Here is a 22,855-nt window from a genome sequence, read left to right as displayed (position 1 = left end):
GGAGGAAAGATGATGACTGTTCGATCTCGGATTGCCGCGACTTTCGCCGTTGCTTCGCTAACTCTGGTCTTTGTTGGCCAGTCTCATGCGACCGTATTCGCGGCTTGGCAAGTGGCCAATGTGCCGTTCGGCGACACGCTCAATGTGCGTAAATATCCGTCCGGCACATCGCAGAAGCAGGCCGCATACCCGAACGGGACCGTCCTGCAGATGACCGGACGATGCACTGGTGGCACAAACCTGCTCGACATCGCCAACCAACCGGCATGGAAGCAACAGCACACGATTCGTTATCGCTGGTGCGAGGTCTGGCACGACCCGGCCAAGAACGGCGCCTTCGTGACCGGCTGGGCCTACGGCAAGTACATAACCCCGTATTGATCGACCAACCAGCAACTGGTCGTGAGGCGAGCCATGACGCCCGGTTGCCGGCGAAAAAGAGGAGCAGCAACCTGCGGTTTTGTGGACAGATGTGAACAACCAAGATTGCCTTCTCGATGATCAAGCAAAGCGAAGCATTGAGGCGGGTTTTGTGAGCTATTGCGAATGTAATGAGGAATTGACGTAACGTCAGCCGCTGCTGGTTTCGACGAAAAAATATCGAAAAATTACACAATGCACGAAAGATTGAAGCTGAATCGGGAATATTTGATCAGCATCGTTCAATATAGAGCCAGGGTCGAATTGACTTACTTGCGCAGCAGGCCCATTGATGTGCCCGTGACACGAATCGCAGGAACTCTACCTGCACAAAATTCGTGCGAAGCCCTGCCTGTAAAAAAGGGCGCATATCGACGTAACTCTTGTTGGGGCCTGAACCATGGATATTGTCGAAACACCTTCCAGAAACAATGATGCGCTGATCGAACTGACCGCCGATGTGGTGGCCGCCTATGTCAGCAACAATCCCGTGCCGGTCGGCGAACTGCCGAACCTCATATCCGATGTCCATGCCGCTCTCGGGCGTGTGGGCGGAACCGCCGAACAGCCTCCTGCCGACAAGCAGAAGCCGGCTGTCAACCCCAAGCGCTCGGTTCATGACGACTACATTGTCTGTCTTGAAGACGGCAAGAAGTTCAAGTCGCTCAAGCGTCACCTGATGACCCACTATGATCTGACGCCGGACCAGTATCGCGAAAAGTGGAATCTCGACCCGAGCTATCCGATGGTTGCTCCGAATTATGCGGCAGCCCGCTCGCAGCTCGCCAAGAAGATGGGCCTTGGCCGCAAGCGCAAGGCGCGGTAATCGCCGCTTTGTCAGGTCGAACCGACATCAACGGCGCCTTCGGGCGCCGTTTGATTTTGGGGACGCGTCACGGTCATGCCGACTGGAGGGGCGTCAGGCGGTCTGCTTGAGTGCCATCTCGGCATCGCGCTTGATGCGCTTGACCATCGAGCGAAGGCCATTGGCGCGCTGCGGCGACAGGTGCTCGTCCAGGCCGAGTGCCTTCAGCGTCGCTTCCGCATCGGTTTTCTGGATTTCGCTGGCAGTCCTTCCGGAAAACAGCGCCAGCATGATGGCGACAAGCCCGCGCACGATATGGGCGTCCGAATCGCCGGTAAAGGTAATGACCGGATCGTTGCCCGGTCCCCGTTCGGTGGTCAGCCAGACCTGGCTGACGCAACCAGGCACCTTGTTGGCGGCATTGCGCTCCTCATCTGGAAACGGCGGCAGAGCCTCGCCCAGTTCGATCACATAGCGGTAGCGGTCTTCCCACTCGTCGAGGAACGAAAAATCGTCGCGGATCGTCTGGATCGTGGTCGTCATGACCCGGATATAGTCACGCAGCGGCGCCGCGTCACGGAAAAAACAAGGACACCGCGGGCGTCGAGAGGGCAGACGCCCCGCGGTGCGCCGTCGAAACGGCTCAATTCTTTATCGGCAGCCTAATTCTTTATCGGCAAGTTGACGGTCTCGGGCAGGACAACCTCTTGCGGCACGCTGGCTGTCATGGTCGAGGTGTCGGGGCCGGCGGACTTGTCGTCCAGCATGGCGGCCGCGATCTTGGCGGTCTCCTTGGCACGCGCGGTGATGGTGTGCATCGCCGACTTGCCGGTCTCACAGACATCGGGCTTGCGCTCGCAGATGCCGGCAATGTCGCCCACCGCGTCGCGGGCCGCGAACAGGGCCTGGATAGGCCCGACGCTTTCCTGGCCCGGTTCGTCGGAACCGACACTCAGCGGCAGCGCCAGCAGCACCAGTGAAAACCAGAAAGCCATTCTTATCAGGAAGAACATGCCTTGCCTTTCGTCGTGACCGGATCATGCGTCATATGGCATGACCTCTTTTATGGGCAGGATGTTGGCACACAGGCACAAAGGACGGCTTGCGCGCACAGCGACAATTTTCCTCAAATTTTAGGCAAATTCGAAACGAAGCGTTTTGCCATGGATTTGTTTCATATCAGGACGATTTTCGTTACCCCTTGATAACCATTTATCTGGTTGTTTCCATTACGGTTTCCTGGAATTCGGGCGGTTCTCTTCCGTCCCATGATCCGCCGACGGCAGGCGTTTGCAGATAACCCTCCATTTACTATGGCGGCATTTGCCCGGGTTTTCGCCCCCCGCCATCCCGATATTTGCCACAGGCCGGGCTTTGGTCGGCGCTGCCTTATCCATTCCTTAAACGCTGGATGAGAGTTTCAGAGCCAATCAAAACAATCTGCAAAAGCAGAGCTGTTCACGACGAGTGCGAGTGCGTTGAGTTGATGCCGATCAAGGCCAGATACGCTGAATTGCCTGGCGCGATTGCCGCCGGCTGCGAACGTATGGTCCATCCCTCGATTCTCGGGCAGAGCGGCCGCGAGCGCCAGCGCCGCTTCATCGGCGTCATGCTGGCGGCGCCGTTCTTTGCCGCCGGTGCCGCGGTCACGCTGGTGACATCAGGCATGGGTGCCGCGGTGACCGTGGCCGCCATCTTCGCGGCCTTCGGTCTGTGCTGGTTCGTCGCCTTGCTGGTGGCGGCGACCGGCAAGATGGCCGCGGCGGCACCGATCGCCCTGGCGATGGCGGCTGTTGCCCTTGGCGGCCTGATCGCCGCCGCAGGCGGGTTGAGTTCTCCTGTCGCCATGCTTGCCGTGGCGCTACCCTTCGAAGTCTGGTGGATCGGCGCCTCGCGGCGCACGGCCCTGTGGGGAGTGGTCTCTGCTATTGCAGCCATTGCCCTTCAGCCTCTCGCTGCGGCCTTCCTGCCCTTCGCGGGCGCGCAGATCGCGGCCTGGCATTGGCTGGTGCCGCTGGCCTGGGCACTGACGCTGATCCCGCGCGTGTCGGCGTTTGGCGATAGCGCCGGTGCGGCTGATGCGCTGGATACCGGCGACCGGCTGGAAGACATTATCGATGCGGTGGTCCTGCGGATCGCCCGCCACGGCGAGGTGCTCGATGCGTCCGCCAAGGCGCGCACGCTTTTGAAATTGCCGCCGGAACTGCTTTCCGGAACCGGCTTCTTCGACCGCGTCCATTTGTCGGACCGTGTCTCCTATCTCAGCGCTCTGGCCGACCTGCGTGACGGTGCTGCCTCGCGCCGCCTCGAATTGCGCATCAGGCTGCCTCAGAACGGCAATGGCCAGAATGACGCGCGCTCGATGGCCGACAATTATCGGCCGTTCCTGCTCGAACTGGTCCGTGGCGAGGAACAGAGCGACGTCTTCACGCTGGTGCTGCGTGAGAATGACGAGACGGCCCGGCTGCGTGAGGAACTCGCGCAGGCCAATGAGACGGCGGCTGCCGCCGAAGTGGCCAAGGGCCGGTTCCTGGCGGTGGTCAGCCATGAGCTGCGCACGCCGTTGAACGCCATCATCGGCTTCTCGGACATGCTGCTGCATGAGATGTTTGGCGCCTTCAAGGATCCGCGTCAGAAGGAATATGTCACCCTGGTGCGGGATTCAGGCCAGCATCTTTTGGCCGTCGTAACATCCATACTCGACGTATCGAGGATCGAATCGGGCGCCTACACGGCGGAACCGGAGCCGTTCCGGTTCATGGAAGCCGTCGACATGTGCCAGTCGATGATGCGGCTGCAGGCTCAGGCCAAGAACATCGACCTGCAGACGCAGATCGCTCCCGACGCCGGCGACATCAATGCGGATCGCCGCGCCGTGCAGCAGATTCTCATCAATCTGGTCTCCAATGCGATCAAGTTCACGCCCGATGGTGGCGATGTCGTCGTCGGCGCCAAGCGGATCGGTTCGCGCCTGCATTTCTGGGTCAGGGATACCGGCATCGGTATTGCCGAGGAGGATTTCGCCAATCTCGGCAAGCCCTTCACGCAGATCCACAACGACTACACGCGCCGCTTCGAGGGGACCGGCCTTGGCCTGTCACTGGTGAAGGGGCTGGTGGCGCTGCACGAAGGCACCATGTCGATCGAAAGCATGCCGGGCGAGGGCACCACGGTGACCATCAGCCTGCCGGTCAACGGGCCGAAGGGGCGCCCGGCGAACCAGGCAGGGGTGCTGACGATGCCGATGACGAGGGCGAAAGGGGACAGAAATGGCTCGCTCCGCAAAACAGCCTAAGGCGGTCAAGCGCCGCAGCAACGCCTTTCAAGATGGCGCCATCGCCGTCGGCGGGGTGATTTCGCGCAATCCCGTCCTGGTTGGCGGATCGACGGCATTCCTGGTGACGCTGTTCTATGTCTCGGCCAATGCGCTGTGGTATCAGCCTTTCCCGCATGCCGGGGCGTTCTTCGCCACCCGCCACTTCCAGGGTTTTCCGCACACCACCTCTGACGAGCCGGAGACGACGATCAACATCGTGCGGCCCAATGCGGCGCCCGCACCGATGAAGGGCGATCCGGTGGTCGAGCAGGTGCAAGGCATATTGAAGGACCTCGACTTCTATTCCGGCACGGTCGACGGCATTTCCGGCCCCAACACGCGCAAGGCCATACAGGCCTATCAGCAGAAGGTCGGCCTCAACGCTTCCGGCGAGATCGACGCGTTGCTGCTGGATCAGCTTGGCGCAACGCCGAAGACCGCTTCGGTGCCGAAACCGCAGCCGCGTCCCGACGTGGCGCCGGCCGCCGTTCCGGTGTCCTTGCAGACAAATTCCGGGCAGACAAATTCTGGGCAGACGGGGGCCGCCCCGGCTCAGGGACCCGACCCCCGCATAGTCAAGATCCAGGCGGGGCTCAAGGCGTTCGGCAATGACGACATGCAGCTGGATGGTGTCGTCGGCGCGCGCACCAAGGCGGCGATCAAGGAATTCCAGTCGCTGTTCGGGCTGCCGCAGACCGGCGAGCCCGACGAGATCGTCTACGTCAAGATGCGCGAGATCGGCCTGACCAATTGACCCGGAAATGACGGCTCGCGGAGCTGCGGAAATATCGCTAGATAGCCGCACGCTTTCGGAGTTTCTCTCATGCGCGTCACATCGGATTTCTGGGTCTCGGCTCTGTTGCGCCGGGTTTTCGGCGCCGGTGGTTTCGCTGCCGTGGTCAATCGCGGCGCGACTGAGGCCGGTGCTGTTTTCGTGCTGGTACGGGGCAGGCTGGGAGAGGTCGCCCTCTACGGGCCGGCGCCGCAGACAAGTTACGATTCAGCCAAGCCCGACGACCGTTTCTTCAGCCTTCTCGCCGCCGGCGATGATCCGGCCGTGCTCGATGCCCGTCTTGAGAGGGAAAAGAAGTTCGATCCCGACATCTGGGTGGTCGAGATCGAGGCTGGCACCTTTCCCGTCGAGGAGCTTATTTCCGTGAAGACGCCCTGAGGCCGGAAGCCGTGGCTTCGTCGCTGTTCGAGGCCTTGCGGCTGTCGCTGTTTGCGGGCGAAGCGTCACGAACCATCCTGGACAAGGTCTCGGCTTTCCAGCTCCGAACCCTGTCCAGCGCCACATCGCGATGCAGCAGGCGGTAGCGGTCGAGATAAGTGCGGATGGCCTGCGGATGCGGGAACAGGCCGGGATAGATGGCGACCGTGATCAGGAAGGACCGGTCCTCGCTGAAGTCGAGCGAGCGCAGTGCTGCAAGCAGTGAGGCATAGTTCTGGTTGGCGATCAGCGATCGCGCGGTCGAGAAATCAATGTCGAGGGCGTCCGCAAGCGCGGTCTGGAAGAATGCGGCGTTTCCCGTCAGCGCCGTCTCGCGCAGTTTGACGTAGGTATCCGCGCCAGGGAACGCATCGACCTTCGCCGCCGATGCTTCGTCGCCGGTGCGCATCATGGAGCGCAGCCTGCGCCGCGCATTCTCGGCGGCAATGCCGGCGGACTGTTGCCCTGTCGCACTGTCTTTGGCCGCTTCCACTTTTGCGACTGCGACGGTTGGTGCCGCGGGGGCTTGCACCTCCGGATCGCGCACCCGCACCAGTGTCGGCCGTTCGAGCACCCTGATCAGATCGGCGATAGTCGGGTTCAGGTCCTTGCGGCGCGCTATGGCGCGCGCATGCGGCAGCCCATGCCGGCCAATCAATGCGATCAGGTCGATATCGCTGACCGCGCGCGAGCGGATCAGCAGCGGCGCGGCAATGTCGACCGGTTCTTCGCAGAGGCGCCGCACAAGTGCCGCAGGGGCATATTCGCATTCGGAAAGGGCGGCGGCCACGTAGCGCCGCGATTCGACGGACACATCGTCGAACAGCGGCAGCGTCAGGTCTTCTAGCTGGCCGATCTCGCGGCGCGACGGGCGGGTCAGCGAGCAGAACGCCGACACCGCGGCGCGGAACAGCCTTTCGGCCTTGCCCGATTCCGTCCGTATCGCGATTTGCCTGAAGTCCGAAGATGACACGAAGGATACCCGATACTCGACACACAGCCTTGATCGCGCTCAACCGGGACTATGTCGGTTTCGCGATTGCCCCGGTCAGAACGTCCTGACCCCAAGACAAAGATCAAGTTAGCGACGATCCGTTAGCGCTCCGTTAACCCTCTGCCTGCCTTAATGATATTTGGAGGCGTTGCGTTGTGCTCCGGGGAAACCGAGAGGAATGCGCGAATCATGGGCATGGTACTGTCTTTCGTGCCGCGTGCGGCACCGACCAATCGAGCCAAGCAAACCACCGAAATACCGGCGGCGGTGATCATCTTTCCCGGCATCCGCTATGAGCGGTCCAGCACCGGCGAGACGCGGCCTGTCGGGCCCGACAAGCCGGGATCGCCGCGGACGCCGGTGCCGCACCACTGAGCCTTGCTGAAGCCGCGACCTGATCCGTCAGGCCGTTGGCTCTAGGCCCTGATGAACTGACCTAGAAATCCTGCAGCTCGCAGGAACTCTGATCGAGAAAGCGCGACACGATCGGCTTCCAGCTGTCGTCCGGCACGAAGCTGCGGATGACGAAGATGCCCTCGTCGATCGGCGCTTCGACGAAGATCGCTCCTTGCAAATCCTCGGGCAAGTCCTTGCGCACGTCGATCATCTGCGCCGGCGTCAGCACGACCGCATCAAGCTTGCCGCCGGTCGCGGTATGGTCGTTGAAGGAATAGATGTTGTGGCCGTTGCGGTCATAGACCGACACCGACCAGAAGGGGACATTGCCCGGCGCCTTGATGCGGACCATGCCTTCCTCAAGGTCGAAACGGCAGGCCGTGGCATAGAACAGCGGGTCGACCGATTTCACCACCGGCGCGCCGCCCGCCTCGGCATCGAGCCGGTTCATCCGGTAGAGATCCGACGCCATGGACAGCCGCGACCAGGCATCGCGTTCGGAAAATTCCGGCACCAGGAGCAGCACTACGATGTGCACGATGCCGGCGCCGACCAGGCCGAGCAGGACAGCATGGAAAAGACGGCGCAGCGCGGCCAGGACATTACGCATCGCAGCCGGCCTTCACGATCCTCGGCAGCGACACGTCCGACAGGCCGGTGCTGCTGGCGATCGGCGTGTCGTAGAAGGTCAGGACGAAATACATCCGTCCGGAACCGTCGGTCAGGAGCCAGTTGCCGGACATCGGGTGATGGCCGACCGAAATGATCACCGAATTGTCGGGCTGGCGCAGCACCTCGTAGGACTGAAGTGCTGCAAGCCGCGGCTTGCCGGTTTCGACGACGCCGAGCGATTGGTCGGCGGCGTATAGCGTCCAGAAGCGGGCGGTCGGGAATCCGCCCTCTATCCTGTAGCTGCATTCCCGCTTGAGCTGGTCGCCGGCCGCGTCATTTTCCGCGACGAAGGACAGGCCTTCGGCGCGGCCGAGTGCAAGCACGCCCTCGCGCGCCACGCGCGCCTTGGAATAGGGGTCGGCGGCTGGTGTGCCGATGTCGGGAAAGGCGGTCCATTGGCCGATCCGGATAGCGCCGACACCGTCCTGGACCTTCAGTGCGTACCAGACGCTGGCGCCGCCGCCGCCAATGGCTATGGCAAGCGAAAGCAGCATCAGGAAGACATTCTTGAGCATGAAGGGCCGCGTGCGCGAAGGATTGCCGTTCGGGGATATCGCGGCGTGGGGCCTTGTGGCAAGCGGAGGCTTCCGATTTGGATGTAAGAGCTGTGGTTAGGAGCGGTCTTCCCTTCTCCCCTTGTGGGAGAAGGTGGCCTCGCGAAGCGAGGTCGGATGAGGGGTGCTCCAGCTTGGCACCGACAGCGATCCGTCACGCACCCCTCAACCGTCTCGGGGCTTCGCGCCGATCCACCTTCTCCCACAGGGGGGAGAAGGAAGAGGCGCTAAAGTCACAACGCCGAAAGCGTTTCGGGCGGGGTGGGGGCGTTAAGTTTGGGTGCCGACTGGAACAATTGCGTCATGTCCCTCAGCGTCTGCGTGGTTCGGCTCGACAGCACCGCTGGCCGTTCGGCGGCAGCGTCGGCCGCAGCCTGTTCCTCGCTCTTCTTCTGCGCTTCCGCGGCCTTGGCTGCGGTGTCCTCGTCGACGAAGGGTTTGTCGATGCCGGGGATCGGCTTCAGGTCGATGTTCTGGTGCGCGTAGACCATCAGGCGCTGCCACACCATCGCCGGCAGCGAGCCGCCGGTCATGTTCTTGGTCGGGGTGAAGTCGTCATTGCCCAGCCATACGGCCGCCGTGTAGTTGCCGGTGAAGCCAACGAACCAGGCGTCGCGATAGGATTGCGTCGTACCGGTCTTGCCGGCGACGACGATGTTGGGAATCTGCGCACGCCGCGCCGTGCCCATCACCGGTACGGCCGCCAGCATGGTGTTCATGGATTTCAGCGCCTGCTCGGAGAGCACCCGGTGCGGCGGTGGCGCGTCCTTGGTCCAGTCATACACCACGTCGCCGGTGCGGGTGACGAGCTGGGTGATGCCGTGCCTTGAGCCGACGAAGCCGTTCTGGGCGAACACGCTGTAGCCCGTCGCCTGGTCCATCACGGTCATGCCCGAGGTGCCGAGCACCATCGTCTTGTGCGCTTCGAGCGGCGATTCCACGCCCATCGCCTCGGCCATCGCCTTGATCGGCGCGATGCCGAGATGGTCCTTGGCCAGCCGCACAGGTACGGTGTTGATCGACTTGGCCATCGCCATGATCAGCGTAATGTTGCCGGCCGACTCGCCGCTGTAATTGTGCGGTGACCAGTTGCCCCAGCTGATTGGCCCGCCTGATATGATCGAGTTCGGCGTAAAACCGTGTTCCATCGCCGTGGCGTAGACATAGGGTTTGAACGAAGAGCCGGTCTGGCGGAGCGCCTTGGTGGCGCGGTTGAACTGGCTGGCGCCGTAGTCACGGCCGCCGACGATCGCCCGCACCGCGCCATTGGTCTCGATGACCACCACGGCACCTTCGGTGACGTTGTACTCCTTGCCGAACTGGCGCAGGTGGAACTCGACGGACTCCTCGGCCGCCTTCTGGATGTTGGCGTCGAAGGTGGTGTGGGCAACCAGCGAATGCTGCCCCGGTTTGGCGATCTTCTTGACCTCGTCGAAGGCCCAGTCGAGGAAATAGTCGGGGCTCTTCTGTTCGCCGCGGTCGACGACGTCGGCCGGATGCAGCCTGGCCTGCAGCACCTGGCCCTCGGTCATGAAGCCGGAATCGACCAGGTTGGACAGCACCACATTGGCGCGCGCACGCGCCGCCGGCAGGTTGATGTGCGGGGCATATTTGGTCGGCGCCTTGAACAGGCCGGCCAGCATCGCCGCCTCGGCAAGGTTGAGGTCCTTGACGCTCTTGCCGAAATAGAAATCCGCCGCCGCCTCGATGCCGAACGTGCCGCCGCCCATATAGGCGCGGTCGAGATAGAGCTGCAGGATCTCCTTCTTCGACAGATTGGCTTCGAGCCACAGCGACAGGAAGGCTTCCTTGATCTTGCGCTCGAACGTGCGCTCATTGGTCAGGAACAGGTTCTTGGCCAATTGCTGGGTGATGCTGGAACCGCCCTGAACGACGGAATTCGCCCGCACATTCTCGAAGATGGCGCGCGACAGGCCGAGCACGTCGATGCCGTAGTGGTCGAAGAAACGCCGATCTTCGGTGGCCAGCACCGCCTTGATGACATGGTCGGGCATCTCGTCGACCGGCACGGAATCGCGCTGAATGATACCGCGCTGGCCGATCTCGTTGCCGTAGCGGTCGAGGAATGTGACGGCGAAATCGCCCTGGGCACGCCAGTCGCCGGCCGTATCCTGGAAAGCCGGAATGGCCAGCGCCAGCATTACCACGATGCCGCCGGCGCCCAGCGTGAAACCTTCGCTCAAAATCTCGATGATGCCGCGCCGCCAGCCCTTGAGACGGAAGCGCCGCGAGAAGATTGTCGCCGCTTCCCAGAACTGCCGCGCCTTGAACCCGATCTCGTAGAGCGAGGAATCGAGCCACGCGTCAAGCGCCAGAAGGCGCGACGCGATCGGACCTCTTCTCTTGCGCGGTTCAGGGCTGACCATTCAAAAACCCGGCTCGGCTGTGGCGTGACCTGAAAACCGCAAGCCGGCAATTTCAGGGCAGCGCCCTGTCCCGACTATTCATCCATTTTATGGGCGCCCACAAGGGCGACAAGGACACAGCTGCAAGGTTTGTCGACAAGAGGGCAGGGAACGGTCCTATCCGATCGTCCGCCCGCCTGATCACAGCAGGCGGGCGGACTGATAGGAAGGGTCTGGCAGTTCAGGCCGCTTCGCGCTTCAGCGCCTGCGCCATGCAGTGGATGCCGCCGCCGGTCTTGGAGATCTCGCTCATGTCGACGGCCGCGACCTCGAAGCCGCGCGCCTTGAGTTGGCCGATGAGCGTCTGGCTCGAGGTCGGCGCGATCACCCTGTCCCTGCCGAGCGACATGAAGTTGCAGCCGAGCGCCATCGTGTCCTGGAAGGGGACATCGATGATCTCGTGACCCTTGCCCTTCAGCCAGTCGACAATGCCGGGTTCGGTGCAGGCGAGGCAGACGGCGGTCAGCTTTTCGGCGATCGGCACGACCATCAGGTCGATGTGGACGTAATATTCGTCGATAAAGGCGAGCCGCGTTTCCCAGCCCTCTTTCTCGAACCAGGACTGGACCTGGCGGGCGCCTTCTTCCTGCGTGCGGGCGCCGCCGCAGCCGATCAGCACCACGCCGTCCTCGATGACGTTGAAGTCGCCGCCCTCGAAGGTGCCGGCCGTGACCATGTCGTAGATCGGGATGCCAAGCTTTTCATAGGTGCGGATCGCCGCGTAATTCTCGCCGCGCCGCCACCAATTGGCCATGGCGGTGATGATGGCGCCGTAGGGCGTCATGACACTGGAATCGCGGGAATAGACCTGCATCGGCAGTTCCGGCGTCGGCTCGTGCCAGTGGATGTTGACGCCGAAATGCTCGTAGGCGGCGACCAAATCCTTGTGCTGCGCCTGCGCGATCTGGACGTTGCAGGGCGCCTCGCGCAGATGCTTCCTGGACAGCGAGCTGGTCGACAGATGGCGCAGGAAATTCGGCGATCCGAGCAGCACGTCGGTCAACACATCGGTTTCGTTGGCGAAACCCCATGATGTCAGCGGCTTGGTGCCGCCGGCCGGATTGCGGCGCTGCAGCGAAAACGGCTCGGCGGCGATGCGATCATGAACGGTCATGCGGTTCTCCTCATGGGCTTGTTCTCAAGAGTTGGTCGGGTCATGCATGGCTTGGGATCCACCAGTCGCGGCCGCGCGCGGTGGTGACATATTCCGGCCAGCGGAAATGGATCGGCGGCTCGTAGTCGCAGAGCGGCGCGATCCAGTTCGAACCGCCAACGCCGCCGCCGGTGCGAGAGACGAACTCGTCCATCGCCGCATCACGGGCGGTTCTGTCCTCGAGCAGGCGCAGCGCCGCCAGCGCGACGGTCTTGGCTGCGCAAGTGACCATCGGATCGATGGTGGCGGAAATGCCGCCCAGCGCATTCATCACCCAGGAGGGATAGGCGTGACCGCGTGCCGAGCGTAGCGCCGGGCGCGCGACGTAGAAGCGTGCCGTCGGCGCGTGCCAGCTCATGTCGGTGTAGTCGTCGGAAGTTGAATTCACCTGTGAGGGCGGCAGGTCGCGGCGCAGGATCGCTTCCGCTTCCTTTGGTGCGATCAGCCGCTCCAGCTCATCGATGAACGGGTTTTCGGTTGCGGTACCGCCGGCGTTGACCTGGATTTCGCGACCGATCGCCCTGGCGGCCTCGTCCCAGCGTGGCGGCCCGACCGTCGACAGCGCCTCATAGGCGATCTCGGCCATGGCGTGATTGGCCAGCCCCGGCCGCGACTTCGACACCCAGTGACGTTCGTATCGGCAGCCGCTGATCGCGGCGGCAGCCGCCGCATTGCGGTCGAGTACGGCTGTCACCTGCTCGGCCATGCCGATGGTCGGCACGCGGATCATGTACTGGATCTCGGCCAGCCCCGCCGGCAGATTGTCGGCGGTCGCCTGGCCCGCCGTCAGGATCGCCTCGCTGATCGACCAGCCGCCCTGATGCGGCAGCATGGAATCGCGCAGCGCCTTGGAGGCCATGTACATCGTCATCAGCGCGTCGTTGGCACCAGGCGCGCGGACCGCCGAATGCGCCTGCGGGATCGGCGCGCCGTCTCCCACGCGAACCCAGTTTTCGGGTTCGTCGCAGATGAAGCGGTAGATCATGGCGTAGGCGGCACCGCAATGCGTGTCCCAGCGCGCCGTGTTGCAAAGCGGCAGCATGTAGAAGGGATGGAAGGAGATCATGCCGGCAAGGCCGTCATAATAGCCTTTTGCCGCATGGATCGGCTTCGAGCCGCGCACCTTTTCGGCCGGTTCGCCGGTAAAGCGCAGCGTGCCTGGGATGCCGTGGCGCTGCATCGCTGCCTTGGTGGCGAGCAGGCCGCCAAGGCTTGCCATGCCCAACCCCGAATGCGGGTCGGTGTGACCGCCGGCCTCGACGCCAAGGCCGGGCCGCGGCTGCTTCACCATTACTGCATCCTGGCAGTTGCCCGGCACGGCGTCATATTCGGCATACATACCGATCGTCGGCCCCGCGCCGTTCGTCCAGTGGGCGCAGAACGCCGTCGGCATGCCGCCGGAGCCTTCCTCGACGGCAAAACCTTCCCGCTTAAGTCGCTCCACATACCAGGCGGCAGACTGGTATTCGCGCCAGGCGGTCTCGCCGAAATCGAAAATAGTGCGCGTCCACGCCGACAGCAGCGGCTGGATGCCGTCGAGGCAGGCAAGGGCCGTCTCTTGCGCCGATGTCGTCACCGGTTTGTCCATGCGTCAAAGAAAGCAGTGAAGCGGCTCGCCAAAAAGTGATATGTTTTCCCGGTTCGTGCAAATTCGGTTCACCTCTTGAGAATTCCATCCACACAGGCGCTGCGCGCCCTCGACAGTTTCGCCAGGCATGGCAGTGTCTGGCGTGCCGCCGACGAACTGCACCTCACCCGCAGCGCGGTGAGCCACCAGTTACGGCTTTTGGAACGCGATCTCGGCTTCGATCTGCTGCAGCGCATCGGCAAGGGGGTGGCGCTGACGCCGCGCGGCCAGCGCTACGCGGCCGATGTCAGGAAAGCGCTGACCGTGCTCGGCGACGCGGGGGCGCAAAACAGCGGCGCCGGCGTCGGTGGTTCCTTCGCCATCTCGTGCCCTCCGGGCTTCGCCTCGATGTTCCTGTGCAGCCATATCGGTGAATTCCAGCAGATGTATCCTGACGTGGCGCTCTCGGTGCTGACGCCGCGCCGGCTCGACGACGTCTCGAATCCGGACGCCGATGCCTTCATCGCCTTTGGCGTCGGCAACTGGCCGAACCGCGCGGTGGAACTGCTTTGCGAAGTCCACTTCACGCCGCTTTGCAGCCCGACACTGCTAAACAAGGTGGGCGGATTTTCCAAACCCGCCGACGTGTTGCGCGCCAACCTGCTGCACCTCGGCGATACCGAGGACTGGGCGCGCTGGCTGGCACTGTCCAAGGTGGAGAATCCCGATACCGAAGGTGGTATCTTCTTTTCCGACATGAACCTCGTCTTCTCGGCGGCGGTCGCCGGACAGGGAATTGCCATGGGCGACGAACTGACCGGCCGCCGGGCGCTGAGCGAAGGCCGGCTGGTCAAGCCGTTTGAAGCTTCCGTGCCCTCGCCACGCTCCTACTTCCTGGTCTTCGAGCACGCCAAGGCAGGCCATCCTGTGCTCAACGCCTTCAGCGACTGGCTCAGGGCGAAGCTGTCGGAGAATAGACTCTGATTGCCCCTCGATGGGGAGATTTGGCGCGCCTCACCTGCCAGACGTGAATCAAATTTGCCGATCAGGCGAAAACTATTCGGTTGCGGTGAGCCGCGGGCCTGCCTACGATTTCACCCAGGACTGAGGAAGAGGCAGGATGCAGCAACCCGGCCGGGCCGCAGAGATCAAGGCAATCGGGATCGGTAAGAGCTTCGGCTCGTTCCGTGCGCTGGACAATCTGTCGCTCAACATCGGTCGCGGCGAGTTCCTGACGCTGCTCGGACCCTCCGGTTCGGGCAAGACCACCTTCCTGATGATCCTGGCCGGCTTCGTGCAGCCGACCGAAGGCAAGCTTTTCAGCGACGGCACCGACATCACCGATCGCCCGGCCGAACAGCGCGCCGCCGGCATGGTGTTCCAGGGTTATGCGCTGTTCCCGCATATGAGCGTCGAGGCCAACATCGCCTTCCCGCTCAAGGTGCGCAAGAAATCGGCCGCCGACATCAAGAAGCGCGTCGGCGAAATGATCGAGCGCGTCGGCCTGGTCGGCCATGAGAAGAAACTGCCCTCGCAACTCTCCGGCGGCCAGCAGCAACGCGTGGCGCTTGCCCGCGCGCTGGTGTTCGAACCGGGCGTGCTTTTGCTCGACGAGCCGTTCTCGGCGCTGGACAAGAGCCTGCGCGGCCAGATGCAGGCCGAGATGAAGCGCCTGCACCAGGAAACCGGCACCACTTTCGTCTTCGTCACCCACGACCAGAGCGAGGCGCTGGCGCTGTCGTCGCGCGTCGCCATCTTTAACCATGGCAAATTGCTGCAGGTCGGCGCGCCGGACGAAGTCTACGACCGGCCGGACAACCGCTTCGTCGCCGAGTTCCTCGGCGAGATCAACATGCTGCCGTTGAAGGGGGTCAAACCCGCCGACAATGGCTCGACCGGCCTCTGCGAGGACCGCGCAGTCAGTATGCACTGCAAGGCCGAGAAAGTCCGTGGCGACGCCATCCTGGCGATCCGGCCCGAACATATGTCGATCGCACGTGAGGCGACCGTCGGCGAGAACGGCATTGCCGCGACCGCCATTGCCTCGACCTATATGGGCGCGGCGACCAAACTCGACCTGACGACGCGGCAAGGCGCCAAGGTGACCGTCTCGGTGCCGAACGAGGTCGCGGCAGCAGCATTGAGCAAAGGCAATTCCGTCTGGCTGACCTGGCCGGCGGAAAAGGGTTTCCTCCTTCCGGACGGAGGACAATGAGCGCCGGCGCGGCCTGATCCGCCGCACCGGCTTCCGGACTGAAATCAACGAAAACAAAGGGGAACTGACATGAACGACACCAAGAAGAACGCCATCGAAACGCTGTCCGAAAGGACCAGACGCGGCGAGATCTCGCGCCGCCAGTTCACGCAGCTGGCAGCCCTCGTGCTTGCCGGCACGCCGATGCTGCTGCGCTCGACCGGTGCCTTGGCCGCGGCCAAGGAACTGGTACTGGTCAATTGGGGTGGCGATGCCATCACCGCCTATGATGCGGCCTATGGCCAGGCCTTCACCAAGGACACCGGCATCACCGTCAAGATGGACGGCTCCGGCCCGACCGAAGGCGCCATCTCGGCGCAGTTCAAGAGCGGCGCGCCGACCTGGGACCTGGTCGACGTCGATCCGTTCTCGGCCATCACGCTCGGGGCCCAGGGCGCGCTGGAGCCGATCGACTACAAGATCGTCGACAAGACGAAGATGCGGCCCGGCTTCGGCTGGGAGTATGCCGCTTCGACCTATTTCTTCTCCTATGTCATCGCCTATGATTCCGAGAAATACGGCAAGGACGCACCGACCGGCATGGCCGACTTCTTCGACGTGAAGAAGTTCCCCGGCAAGCGCTCGCTCTACAAATGGGGCGTGTCGAGCTGGGAAGCGGCGCTTTTGGCCGACGGCATCGCGCCGGCTTCGCTATACCCGCTCGACCTCAAGCGCGCGCATGACAAGATCGCAGCGTTCAAGGAAAATGTCGTCGCCTACTGGGGTGGCGGTGCCGAGAGCCAGAGCGTGCTGCTCAACGGCGAAGCCTCGATGGCCATCGTCTGGTCGACCCGCGCTTCCCTGATCGAGCAGGATTCCGGCGGCAAGATCAAGTTCATCTGGGACCAGGGCCTGATCTCGCCCGGCGCGCTGGCCGTGCTCAAGGGCAACCCGGGCGGCAAGGATGCGGCAATGAAGTTCATCGCCAGCGCACAGGATCCGCAAAAGCAGCTCGTCATGTTCGACAAGCTCGGCCAAGGCCCGGCCAATCCTGCGGCCGACGCGTTGATCCCAGCCGACAAGAAGCGCATCAACCCTGTCGATCCCGAGAACATGAAGAAGCAGATCCCGCTCGACATGGATTGGTACGCCAAGAACTACGGCGCGGCCCTCGACGAATACACCAAGATCATCTCCGCCTGACTGGCGGCGATGCTGATCTGAGATGAGAGGCGTTCTCTCCGACAGGATGGGCGCGGCGCTGTTGATGGCGCCGCTGCTCCTGTTCCTCGTCCTGGCTTATGCCTGGCCGTTTCTCGGCGTGGTGAAGTGGAGTTTTACTCTGCCGACGCCCGGGCTTGGCCAATATGAAGCATTGCTTACCGACGATCTGGTCCAGTCGGTGTTCATCCGCACGCTGCGCATCGCGGCCATCGTCACTGTCGTATCCGTCGCCGCCGCCTATGCCATCACGGTCGTCTGGGTGCGCGGCAGCCCGGCGGAGCGCCTTGTCGCCGAATTCTGCATCCTGGTGCCGTTCTGGATCTCGGTGCTGACGCGCGCCTTCGGCTGGGTGGCGCTTTTGTCCAATCGTGGCCTGATCAACACCTGGCTGCAGTCGATCGGCTTCATCTCCGAACCACTGACCTTGGTGCGCAACGAATTCGGCGTCATCGTCGGCATGACGCATTTCCTCATTCCGTTTGCTGTTTTCCCGCTGGCATCCGCCATGCGCAGCCTCGACGACCGCGTGCTTCTGGCGGCGCGCGGGCTTGGCTCCAGCCGCATGCGCACCTTCTGGACGGTGTTCGTGCCGATGACGCGCTCCGGCATCATCGGCTCGGCGCTGATCGTCTTCGTGTTTTCGCTCGGCTTCTTCGTCACCCCGGCGATCCTTGGCGGCGGCCGCAGCGTCATGATCGCCGAACTGATCTATCTCAGGATTTTTCAGAGCCCGGACTGGGGGCTGGGGGCTGCGATCAGCGTCGTGCTGGTGCTGTTCGTCGGCGCGCTGATGGCACTGCTGTTCCGCTACGTCAAACCGAAGCAGTTGATCTGATGCCGACCTATCGCCCCGGTTCCGTCTCGCTGATCCTCGCCGCCCTGGTGGCGCTGTTCCTGCTGATGCCGCTGCTTGCCGTCATCCCGGTGTCTCTGACGCCGAGCCGCATGCTGGCGATGCCGTCAGGCGAACTGTCGCTGCGCCACTACCGGGCGCTGATCGAGGATCCGCGCTGGATCGACTCCATCCTGCTGTCGGTCCGCATCGGCGTCGTCAGCAGCGCCTTTTCCACCGTGCTGGCGCTTTGCTTCAGCCTCGGCGTCTGGATGTTCCAGCCGCGCTTCACCGCGGCCCTCGTCGGTTTCGTGCTGCTGCCGATGGTGGTGCCGCCGGTGGTCTCGGCGATCACGCTCTACTTCCTGCTGACCTCGGTCTCGGGCATGAGTTCCTTCTTCGGCTACGACACCTGGCTCGGCGTCGCCATGGCGCATTCGGTCATGACGGTGCCTTTCGCCACGGTGCTGATCCTGGTCTCGCTCAGCCAGCTCGATCGGCGCATCGACCTTGCGGCGAGGGGGCTTGGCGCCAGTGTCTGGGAGCGCGCCACCCGCATCATCATGCCCAACATCAAGTTCGGCATCGTAACCGCGGCGCTTTTGTCCTTCGTGCTGTCCTGGGAAGAGATCGGCGTCACCCTGTTCATCACCTCGGTCAACGCCATCACGCTGCCGCGTCTGATGTGGATGGGCCTGCGCGACAACATCGACCCGGCGATCGCAGCACTCTCGGTGATCTTGATCATCATCACGGTGCTGGTGCTGGCGGTGAGGAGTGTGATCACCAGGCAGCGCGCCGGGCACTAGACCAAACGCACCGAAACGCGGCCGAATCTGCCCGACGCGGAATGCCGTCTTCTGACGCAAGGCGTCCATCCGTTCTCCTCGACTTCACTCACGATGCGGCGCTAAATAGACAAGGCACTGGCGTTTCATGGAGGTGATGATGTCGGTGACGTATGACTTTGCGGGCCGAACAGCCATCGTCACAGGCGGCGCCCGTGGCATCGGCCGAGCGATCGCTCATAAGCTCGCTTTGAGTGGGGCGGACGTCTGGATCTGGGATATTGAGCCCGTCGACCTTGAAGGCACACGTTCCCTTTCAGTGGACGTAACGAAACGCGACAACGTCATGCAAGCGCTTGCCACTATGGGCGAAAGCGCGATCGACATTCTCGTGAACAATGCGGGGTGGCTGGGCAGCTACAAGCCGTTCGAGGATTTCGAACCGGCGGAATGGCAGCGGATCCTGCAGGTCAACCTCCTTGGCACGTTCGAAGTGACGCATCGCGTGCTCCCGCTCATGCGACGAGCGGGCAAGGGTCGTATCGTCAACATGGGATCCCTTGCCGGGAAAGAGGGACTGCCGAGCCTTGCGGCCTATTCCGCCGCCAGCGCCGGTGTCATCGCTTTTACCAAAGCCCTGTCGCGTGAGGTCAGCGATACCGATATTCGCGTCAACTGCATCGCTCCGGGGCCGATCGATACGCGCCTTATCCGCGATCTCGGCAATGAGACCGTCGACGCGATGATCTCGGCAAGTCCGCTGAAGCGGCTCGGCGATCCGGACGAGGTAGCTGCGCTCGCGGTCTGGCTTTGCTCGGATGCCAGTGCGTTCAACACTGGCGCTGTCTTCGACATGTCGGGCGGCCGGGCCCGATACTAGCAGAGATTGCGGAGACAAAGCTTCGACTTCGCCGGGGCTGCCGTTCGGTATTTCGGTCCTCGGTCCGAGGAATTCCGATATGGCTCTGCTGTCCCTTTGCCGCAAGGCGCTCGGGCAATCCGCCGGCTGAGCGGGTTGGATCTGCAAGGCTGCCCGGCACGGCAATCTGTTCACAACAGAGTCGTATTTTCGAGATGATCGGCGATCATGATCGTCGTGAGACGAATCATGCGGTATGGCGTGGACTTGTCGAGCCGGCTACGTTACGCGCGAATTTGCCAGTATGGCGAACGGCTTGCACAAGGCGTGACAGGCGAGGGGGGACGACAAATGACCGCGCCCGGCGATTTGCTGCAGGCACTTTTTCTAAGGCTCAAGAGCGATGCGTCGCTGTCGGCGTTGCTGGGTGGCGCTGGCCTGCTCGAACAGGCAACCGACAACGCCGCCTTTCCCTATGTGACCTGCGGCCAGACCAGCGCCTTTGACTGGAACACCGGCGCCGACAACAATGACGATCAGCTGATCACGCTGCATGTCTGGTCGAAAGCCAATGGCGATGCTGAGACACTCGCCATCATGGATGCGATCAAGGCCCGCCTCGCCGACGCGGCGCTGGTGATCGGCCCGCGCGGCCAGACGCGGCTGTCGCTTGAATTCACCGAAGCCCGTTACGACGAAGATCTCCTTGTGCACCACGGGTTGCTGCGGTTTCGTGCGCTGACGCAGGAAAGTGCCTGACACGCTTTCAATCTGACCGAAACGGAGTCTAGACTGGCATTTGCGGGATTTCGTCGGTTCGGAGCGACGAAATCACCGCCGGTCGTCTCGCGTTTCAGGGGTGTAGCGAACATGGTTTTCGCATCGATCACCGTTCATTTCACGTTCAGCACCGATGCGTTACAACGCCGACCATGAAAACGCTTCGCTCCCACTTTCGAACCGCGACCCTGGCGCTCTGCGCTGCCGGGCTGTTCGCGTCGCAGGCAAGCGCCGCGTCGGTCGCGGCGTCCGGCCAGGACGATCCGATCGTCGTCGCCGGGAATGACTGCTACGCGATCGGCCAGCAGGTGGCCGAGCAGAATGGTGGAACGTTGGCCAAGGCCTCGCAATCGACACGCGGTGGCCAGCCGGTCTGCGTCATCGTCGTGCTGGTGCCGGGCAAGGACGGGCAGCGTCCGCGCCGTTCCGAGATCGTCGTTCCGCAGAACTGACCCAATCCTCCATCGTACAGGGCCACGTTTCCTAGGCCGCGGAATCGGCCTATATCTGCCCAGTCTTCAATCTGCCCAAGTCTTCAATATGACCAAGCTCTTCAACAGGTATCGATCTCCGCATGCGTGTACTCGTCGTCGAGGATGACAAGGATCTCAACCGGCAGATAGCGGACGCGCTGGTCGACGCCGGCTATGTCGTCGACCGCGCCTTTGACGGCGAGGAGGGCCATTTCCTCGGCGACACCGAGCCTTACGACGCTGTCGTGCTCGATATCGGCCTGCCGCAGATGGACGGCATCAGCGTGGTCGAGCGCTGGCGCCGCGGCGGCCGCAAGATGCCGGTGCTGATCCTGACGGCGCGTGACCGCTGGAGCGACAAGGTCTCCGGCATCGATGCCGGCGCGGACGACTATGTCACCAAGCCGTTCCACATCGAGGAGGTGCTCGCCAGGGTAAGGGCGCTGATCCGCCGCGCCGCCGGCCATGCCTCGTCGGAACTCTCCTGCGGGCCGCTTCGCCTCGACACCAAGGCCTCGAAGGCCGACGTCAATGGCGTGCCGCTGAAGCTGACTTCGCACGAATTCCGCCTGCTCGCCTATCTGATGCACCATATGGGCGAGGTCGTCTCGCGCACCGAACTGGTCGAACATCTCTACGACCAGGATTTCGACCGCGATTCCAACACCATCGAGGTGTTTGTCGGGCGGCTGCGCAAGAAGATGGGCATCGACATGATCGAAACCGTGCGTGGCATGGGCTACCGCATGCGCGAGCCGGAGGCGTAACTCGGAACCGCTCAAAACAACCGCAAGGGCGCCGCTTTCGCTGCGTTTGTGGCCGCGTTCGCTGACGTTCCGCGTCATCGCCTTTTCCACGGTCTGGGCGATCCTGACCCTTGTCGTCATCTTCACCCTGATCACCACGCTGTATCGCCAAGCCAGCGAGCGCGGCTTCGACAGCCTGTTGTCAGCGCATCTGTTCAACCTGATCGGGTCCATCGGCATTTCCGACACGGGAGCGCTCACCGGCGCTCCCGACCTTGGCGACCTGCGCTTCTCGGAGCCGAATTCAGGCTGGTACTGGTCGGTCGAGCCGGCCTCGGAAGGCGTGCATGGCGACCTTCATTCGTCGTCGATGACGAGCAAAATCCCGTCGCCAAGCGTCGCCGAAGTGCCCTTCAATGCCAGCTTCCAGCGCAGCTATTCGGCCGAAGGCATCGACGGCGAGCAACTCGAAGTGTTCGAGAGCGAATTCGTGCTCGACGCCAAGAACCGCGCCGCGCGTTTTCGTGTCATGGGCAACCAGAGCGAACTCGAACAGGAAATCTCCACCTTCCAGCGCCGCCTGCTGACCTATCTCAGCCTGTTCGGCGTCGGCATGATCGCCATCAACGCCATCGCCATCCTGCTCGGCCTGCAGCCGCTGCGCCGGGTCCGCAACGCCCTTGCCATGGTGCGCGAAGGCACAGCGCAGCGGCTCGATGGCCGCTTCCCGGCCGAGATCGAACCATTAGCCAACGAAACCAACGCCTTGATCGAAAACAACAAACGCATCGTCGAGCGTTCGCGAACCCAGGTCGGCAATCTCGCCCATTCGCTGAAGACGCCGCTGGCCGTGCTGCTCAACGAAGGCCGGGCGCTTGGCGGAGTCAAGGGACAATTGATCGCCGAGCAAGCCGCCTCGATGCAGAAACAGGTCGACCATTATCTGCAGCGCGCCCGCGTCGCGGCGCAACGCGACAGCGTCGTCTACCGCACGCCGGTGGCGCCGCTGATGCAGCGCATGGTGCGGGTCTTGCAGAAGCTCAACCCGCAGACCAGCCTGTCACTGTCGCTGCCGGCCACCGAGATCGTCTTTGCCGGCGAACGCGAGGACCTCGAGGAACTGCTCGGCAATCTTCTCGAAAATGCGATGAAATGGGCAAAAAGCACAGTGTCGGTCACAGTGGCGCCGTCGGCCGGCAAGGATGACAATCTGTTCGAGATCAGCATTGACGACGACGGTCCCGGCATTCCCGAGGACAAGGCACGCGACGCGCTGAAGCGTGGAAGGCGCCTGGACGAGACAAAACCGGGAACAGGTCTGGGGCTTGCAATTGTCGCCGACCTCGTCAACGAGTATGGAGGCGTTCTCGCGCTCGAACGGTCCGGCCTAGGCGGATTGAAGGCGGTGGTGCGATTGCGGAGCCTTCAGTGACGCTTTGTGGGCCA

24 protein-coding genes are annotated in these 22,855 nt (G+C 62.9%); 16 read left to right on the top strand and 8 right to left on the bottom strand.

The genetic code is table 11. The features are described from left to right. Positions 1-12: 12 nt before the first annotated feature. A complete protein-coding gene (locus tag AC04SF_RS23450; protein WP_488479742.1) occupies positions 13-381 on the top strand; it encodes an SH3 domain-containing protein in 369 nt (122 codons plus the stop codon). Positions 382-820: 439 nt separating this feature from the next. Then, positions 821-1,246, top strand: a complete 426-nt coding sequence (locus AC04SF_RS23445) for a Ros/MucR family transcriptional regulator (RefSeq protein ID WP_010915014.1) — start codon at positions 821-823, stop codon at positions 1,244-1,246. Positions 1,247-1,339: 93 nt separating this feature from the next. Here the strand turns inward: AC04SF_RS23445 and AC04SF_RS23440 are convergent, their stop codons facing one another. Both AC04SF_RS23440 and AC04SF_RS23435 read right to left on the bottom strand, forming a co-directional pair. After that, entirely contained in the window at positions 1,340-1,768 is a 429-nt protein-coding gene (locus tag AC04SF_RS23440; RefSeq protein ID WP_096456208.1) for a SufE family protein, read from the bottom strand. A gap of 119 nt (positions 1,769-1,887) precedes the next feature. Further along, complete coding sequence (locus AC04SF_RS23435) at positions 1,888-2,238, bottom strand: DUF5330 domain-containing protein (RefSeq protein WP_488479702.1); 351 nt, start codon at positions 2,236-2,238, stop codon at positions 1,888-1,890. 533 nt (positions 2,239-2,771) lie between these two features. Here AC04SF_RS23435 and AC04SF_RS23430 point away from each other — a divergent pair. From AC04SF_RS23430 to AC04SF_RS23420, 3 genes are all read left to right on the top strand, one after another. Continuing rightward, on the top strand, positions 2,772-4,520 hold the full coding sequence (locus AC04SF_RS23430) for a sensor histidine kinase (RefSeq protein WP_488479741.1): 1,749 nt from the start codon (positions 2,772-2,774) through the stop codon (positions 4,518-4,520). Continuing rightward, positions 4,495-5,295 carry a peptidoglycan-binding domain-containing protein gene (locus AC04SF_RS23425; RefSeq protein WP_488479701.1) on the top strand — a complete coding sequence of 267 codons (801 nt, stop codon included), beginning with the start codon at positions 4,495-4,497 and terminating at the stop codon, positions 5,293-5,295. Before AC04SF_RS23430 ends, AC04SF_RS23425 begins: the two co-directional genes overlap by 26 nt. 69 nt (positions 5,296-5,364) lie before the next feature. Then, positions 5,365-5,712: a DUF1491 family protein gene (locus AC04SF_RS23420; RefSeq protein WP_488479700.1), complete on the top strand. Its 348-nt coding sequence runs from the start codon at positions 5,365-5,367 to the stop codon at positions 5,710-5,712. Here AC04SF_RS23420 and AC04SF_RS23415 read toward each other — a convergent pair. Further along, positions 5,690-6,724 (bottom strand): hypothetical protein, encoded by a 1,035-nt coding sequence (locus tag AC04SF_RS23415; RefSeq protein ID WP_488479699.1) that lies wholly within the window; start codon positions 6,722-6,724, stop codon positions 5,690-5,692. The genes AC04SF_RS23420 and AC04SF_RS23415 overlap by 23 nt on opposite strands. 210 nt (positions 6,725-6,934) lie before the next feature. Between AC04SF_RS23415 and AC04SF_RS23410 the strand changes: the two genes are divergently transcribed. Then, on the top strand, positions 6,935-7,120 hold the full coding sequence (locus tag AC04SF_RS23410; RefSeq protein WP_096456218.1) for a hypothetical protein: 186 nt from the start codon (positions 6,935-6,937) through the stop codon (positions 7,118-7,120). Between the two features lie 61 nt (positions 7,121-7,181). On the opposite strand, the gene AC04SF_RS23405 is transcribed toward AC04SF_RS23410, so the two are convergent. The 5 genes from AC04SF_RS23405 to AC04SF_RS23385 all read right to left on the bottom strand — a co-directional run bounded on the left by AC04SF_RS23405 (position 7,182) and on the right by AC04SF_RS23385 (position 13,534). Further along, positions 7,182-7,751, bottom strand: a complete 570-nt coding sequence (locus AC04SF_RS23405) for a DUF1254 domain-containing protein (protein WP_027034350.1) — start codon at positions 7,749-7,751, stop codon at positions 7,182-7,184. Continuing rightward, positions 7,744-8,328 carry a DUF1214 domain-containing protein gene (locus AC04SF_RS23400; RefSeq protein WP_488479698.1) on the bottom strand — a complete coding sequence of 195 codons (585 nt, stop codon included), beginning with the start codon at positions 8,326-8,328 and terminating at the stop codon, positions 7,744-7,746. The genes AC04SF_RS23405 and AC04SF_RS23400 overlap by 8 nt, the downstream gene beginning before the upstream one ends. A 272-nt stretch (positions 8,329-8,600) precedes the next feature. Continuing rightward, a complete protein-coding gene (locus tag AC04SF_RS23395) occupies positions 8,601-10,754 on the bottom strand; it encodes a transglycosylase domain-containing protein (protein WP_202350801.1) in 2,154 nt (717 codons plus the stop codon). A 220-nt stretch (positions 10,755-10,974) separates the two neighbouring features. Next, on the bottom strand, positions 10,975-11,907 hold the full coding sequence (locus AC04SF_RS23390; protein ID WP_488479697.1) for a dimethylarginine dimethylaminohydrolase family protein: 933 nt from the start codon (positions 11,905-11,907) through the stop codon (positions 10,975-10,977). A 40-nt stretch (positions 11,908-11,947) separates the two neighbouring features. After that, complete coding sequence (locus AC04SF_RS23385) at positions 11,948-13,534, bottom strand: zinc-binding metallopeptidase family protein (RefSeq protein ID WP_488479696.1); 1,587 nt, start codon at positions 13,532-13,534, stop codon at positions 11,948-11,950. A 75-nt stretch (positions 13,535-13,609) separates the two neighbouring features. Here AC04SF_RS23385 and AC04SF_RS23380 point away from each other — a divergent pair, with 75 nt between their 5' ends. The 10 genes from AC04SF_RS23380 (at position 13,610) to AC04SF_RS23335 (ending at position 22,841) form a co-directional block, all read left to right on the top strand. Next, positions 13,610-14,497 carry a LysR substrate-binding domain-containing protein gene (locus AC04SF_RS23380; protein ID WP_095203162.1) on the top strand — a complete coding sequence of 296 codons (888 nt, stop codon included), beginning with the start codon at positions 13,610-13,612 and terminating at the stop codon, positions 14,495-14,497. Positions 14,498-14,633: 136 nt separating this feature from the next. After that, entirely contained in the window at positions 14,634-15,728 is a 1,095-nt protein-coding gene (locus AC04SF_RS23375) for an ABC transporter ATP-binding protein (RefSeq protein WP_488479695.1), read from the top strand. Positions 15,729-15,797: 69 nt separating this feature from the next. After that, a complete protein-coding gene (locus AC04SF_RS23370) occupies positions 15,798-16,910 on the top strand; it encodes an ABC transporter substrate-binding protein (RefSeq protein WP_488479694.1) in 1,113 nt (370 codons plus the stop codon). Positions 16,911-16,932: 22 nt separating this feature from the next. Continuing rightward, positions 16,933-17,766, top strand: coding sequence for an ABC transporter permease (locus tag AC04SF_RS23365; RefSeq protein WP_488479693.1), 834 nt, complete (start codon positions 16,933-16,935; stop codon positions 17,764-17,766). After that, a complete protein-coding gene (locus AC04SF_RS23360; protein ID WP_488479692.1) occupies positions 17,766-18,572 on the top strand; it encodes an ABC transporter permease in 807 nt (268 codons plus the stop codon). The genes AC04SF_RS23365 and AC04SF_RS23360 overlap by 1 nt, the downstream gene beginning before the upstream one ends. Positions 18,573-18,708: 136 nt before the next feature. Further along, a complete protein-coding gene (locus AC04SF_RS23355) occupies positions 18,709-19,431 on the top strand; it encodes an SDR family NAD(P)-dependent oxidoreductase (RefSeq protein ID WP_488479691.1) in 723 nt (240 codons plus the stop codon). A gap of 330 nt (positions 19,432-19,761) precedes the next feature. Continuing rightward, positions 19,762-20,169, top strand: a complete 408-nt coding sequence (locus tag AC04SF_RS23350) for a DUF3168 domain-containing protein (protein ID WP_096456234.1) — start codon at positions 19,762-19,764, stop codon at positions 20,167-20,169. 173 nt (positions 20,170-20,342) lie between these two features. Next, the gene (locus tag AC04SF_RS23345; RefSeq protein WP_096456235.1) at positions 20,343-20,642 is read left to right on the top strand and encodes a hypothetical protein; all 300 of its coding nucleotides are present in this window, start codon (positions 20,343-20,345) and stop codon (positions 20,640-20,642) included. Between the two features lie 122 nt (positions 20,643-20,764). Continuing rightward, positions 20,765-21,430 (top strand): response regulator transcription factor, encoded by a 666-nt coding sequence (locus AC04SF_RS23340; protein ID WP_095203169.1) that lies wholly within the window; start codon positions 20,765-20,767, stop codon positions 21,428-21,430. Positions 21,431-21,470: 40 nt separating this feature from the next. Next, entirely contained in the window at positions 21,471-22,841 is a 1,371-nt protein-coding gene (locus AC04SF_RS23335) for an ATP-binding protein (protein WP_488479740.1), read from the top strand. Positions 22,842-22,855: the final 14 nt, after the last annotated feature.

The sequence above is a fragment of the Mesorhizobium sp. CNPSo 4671 genome (assembly GCF_057784245.1).
The sequence above is the reverse complement of the archived record's forward strand: the minus strand, read 5'-3'. Positions and strand labels throughout refer to the sequence as shown.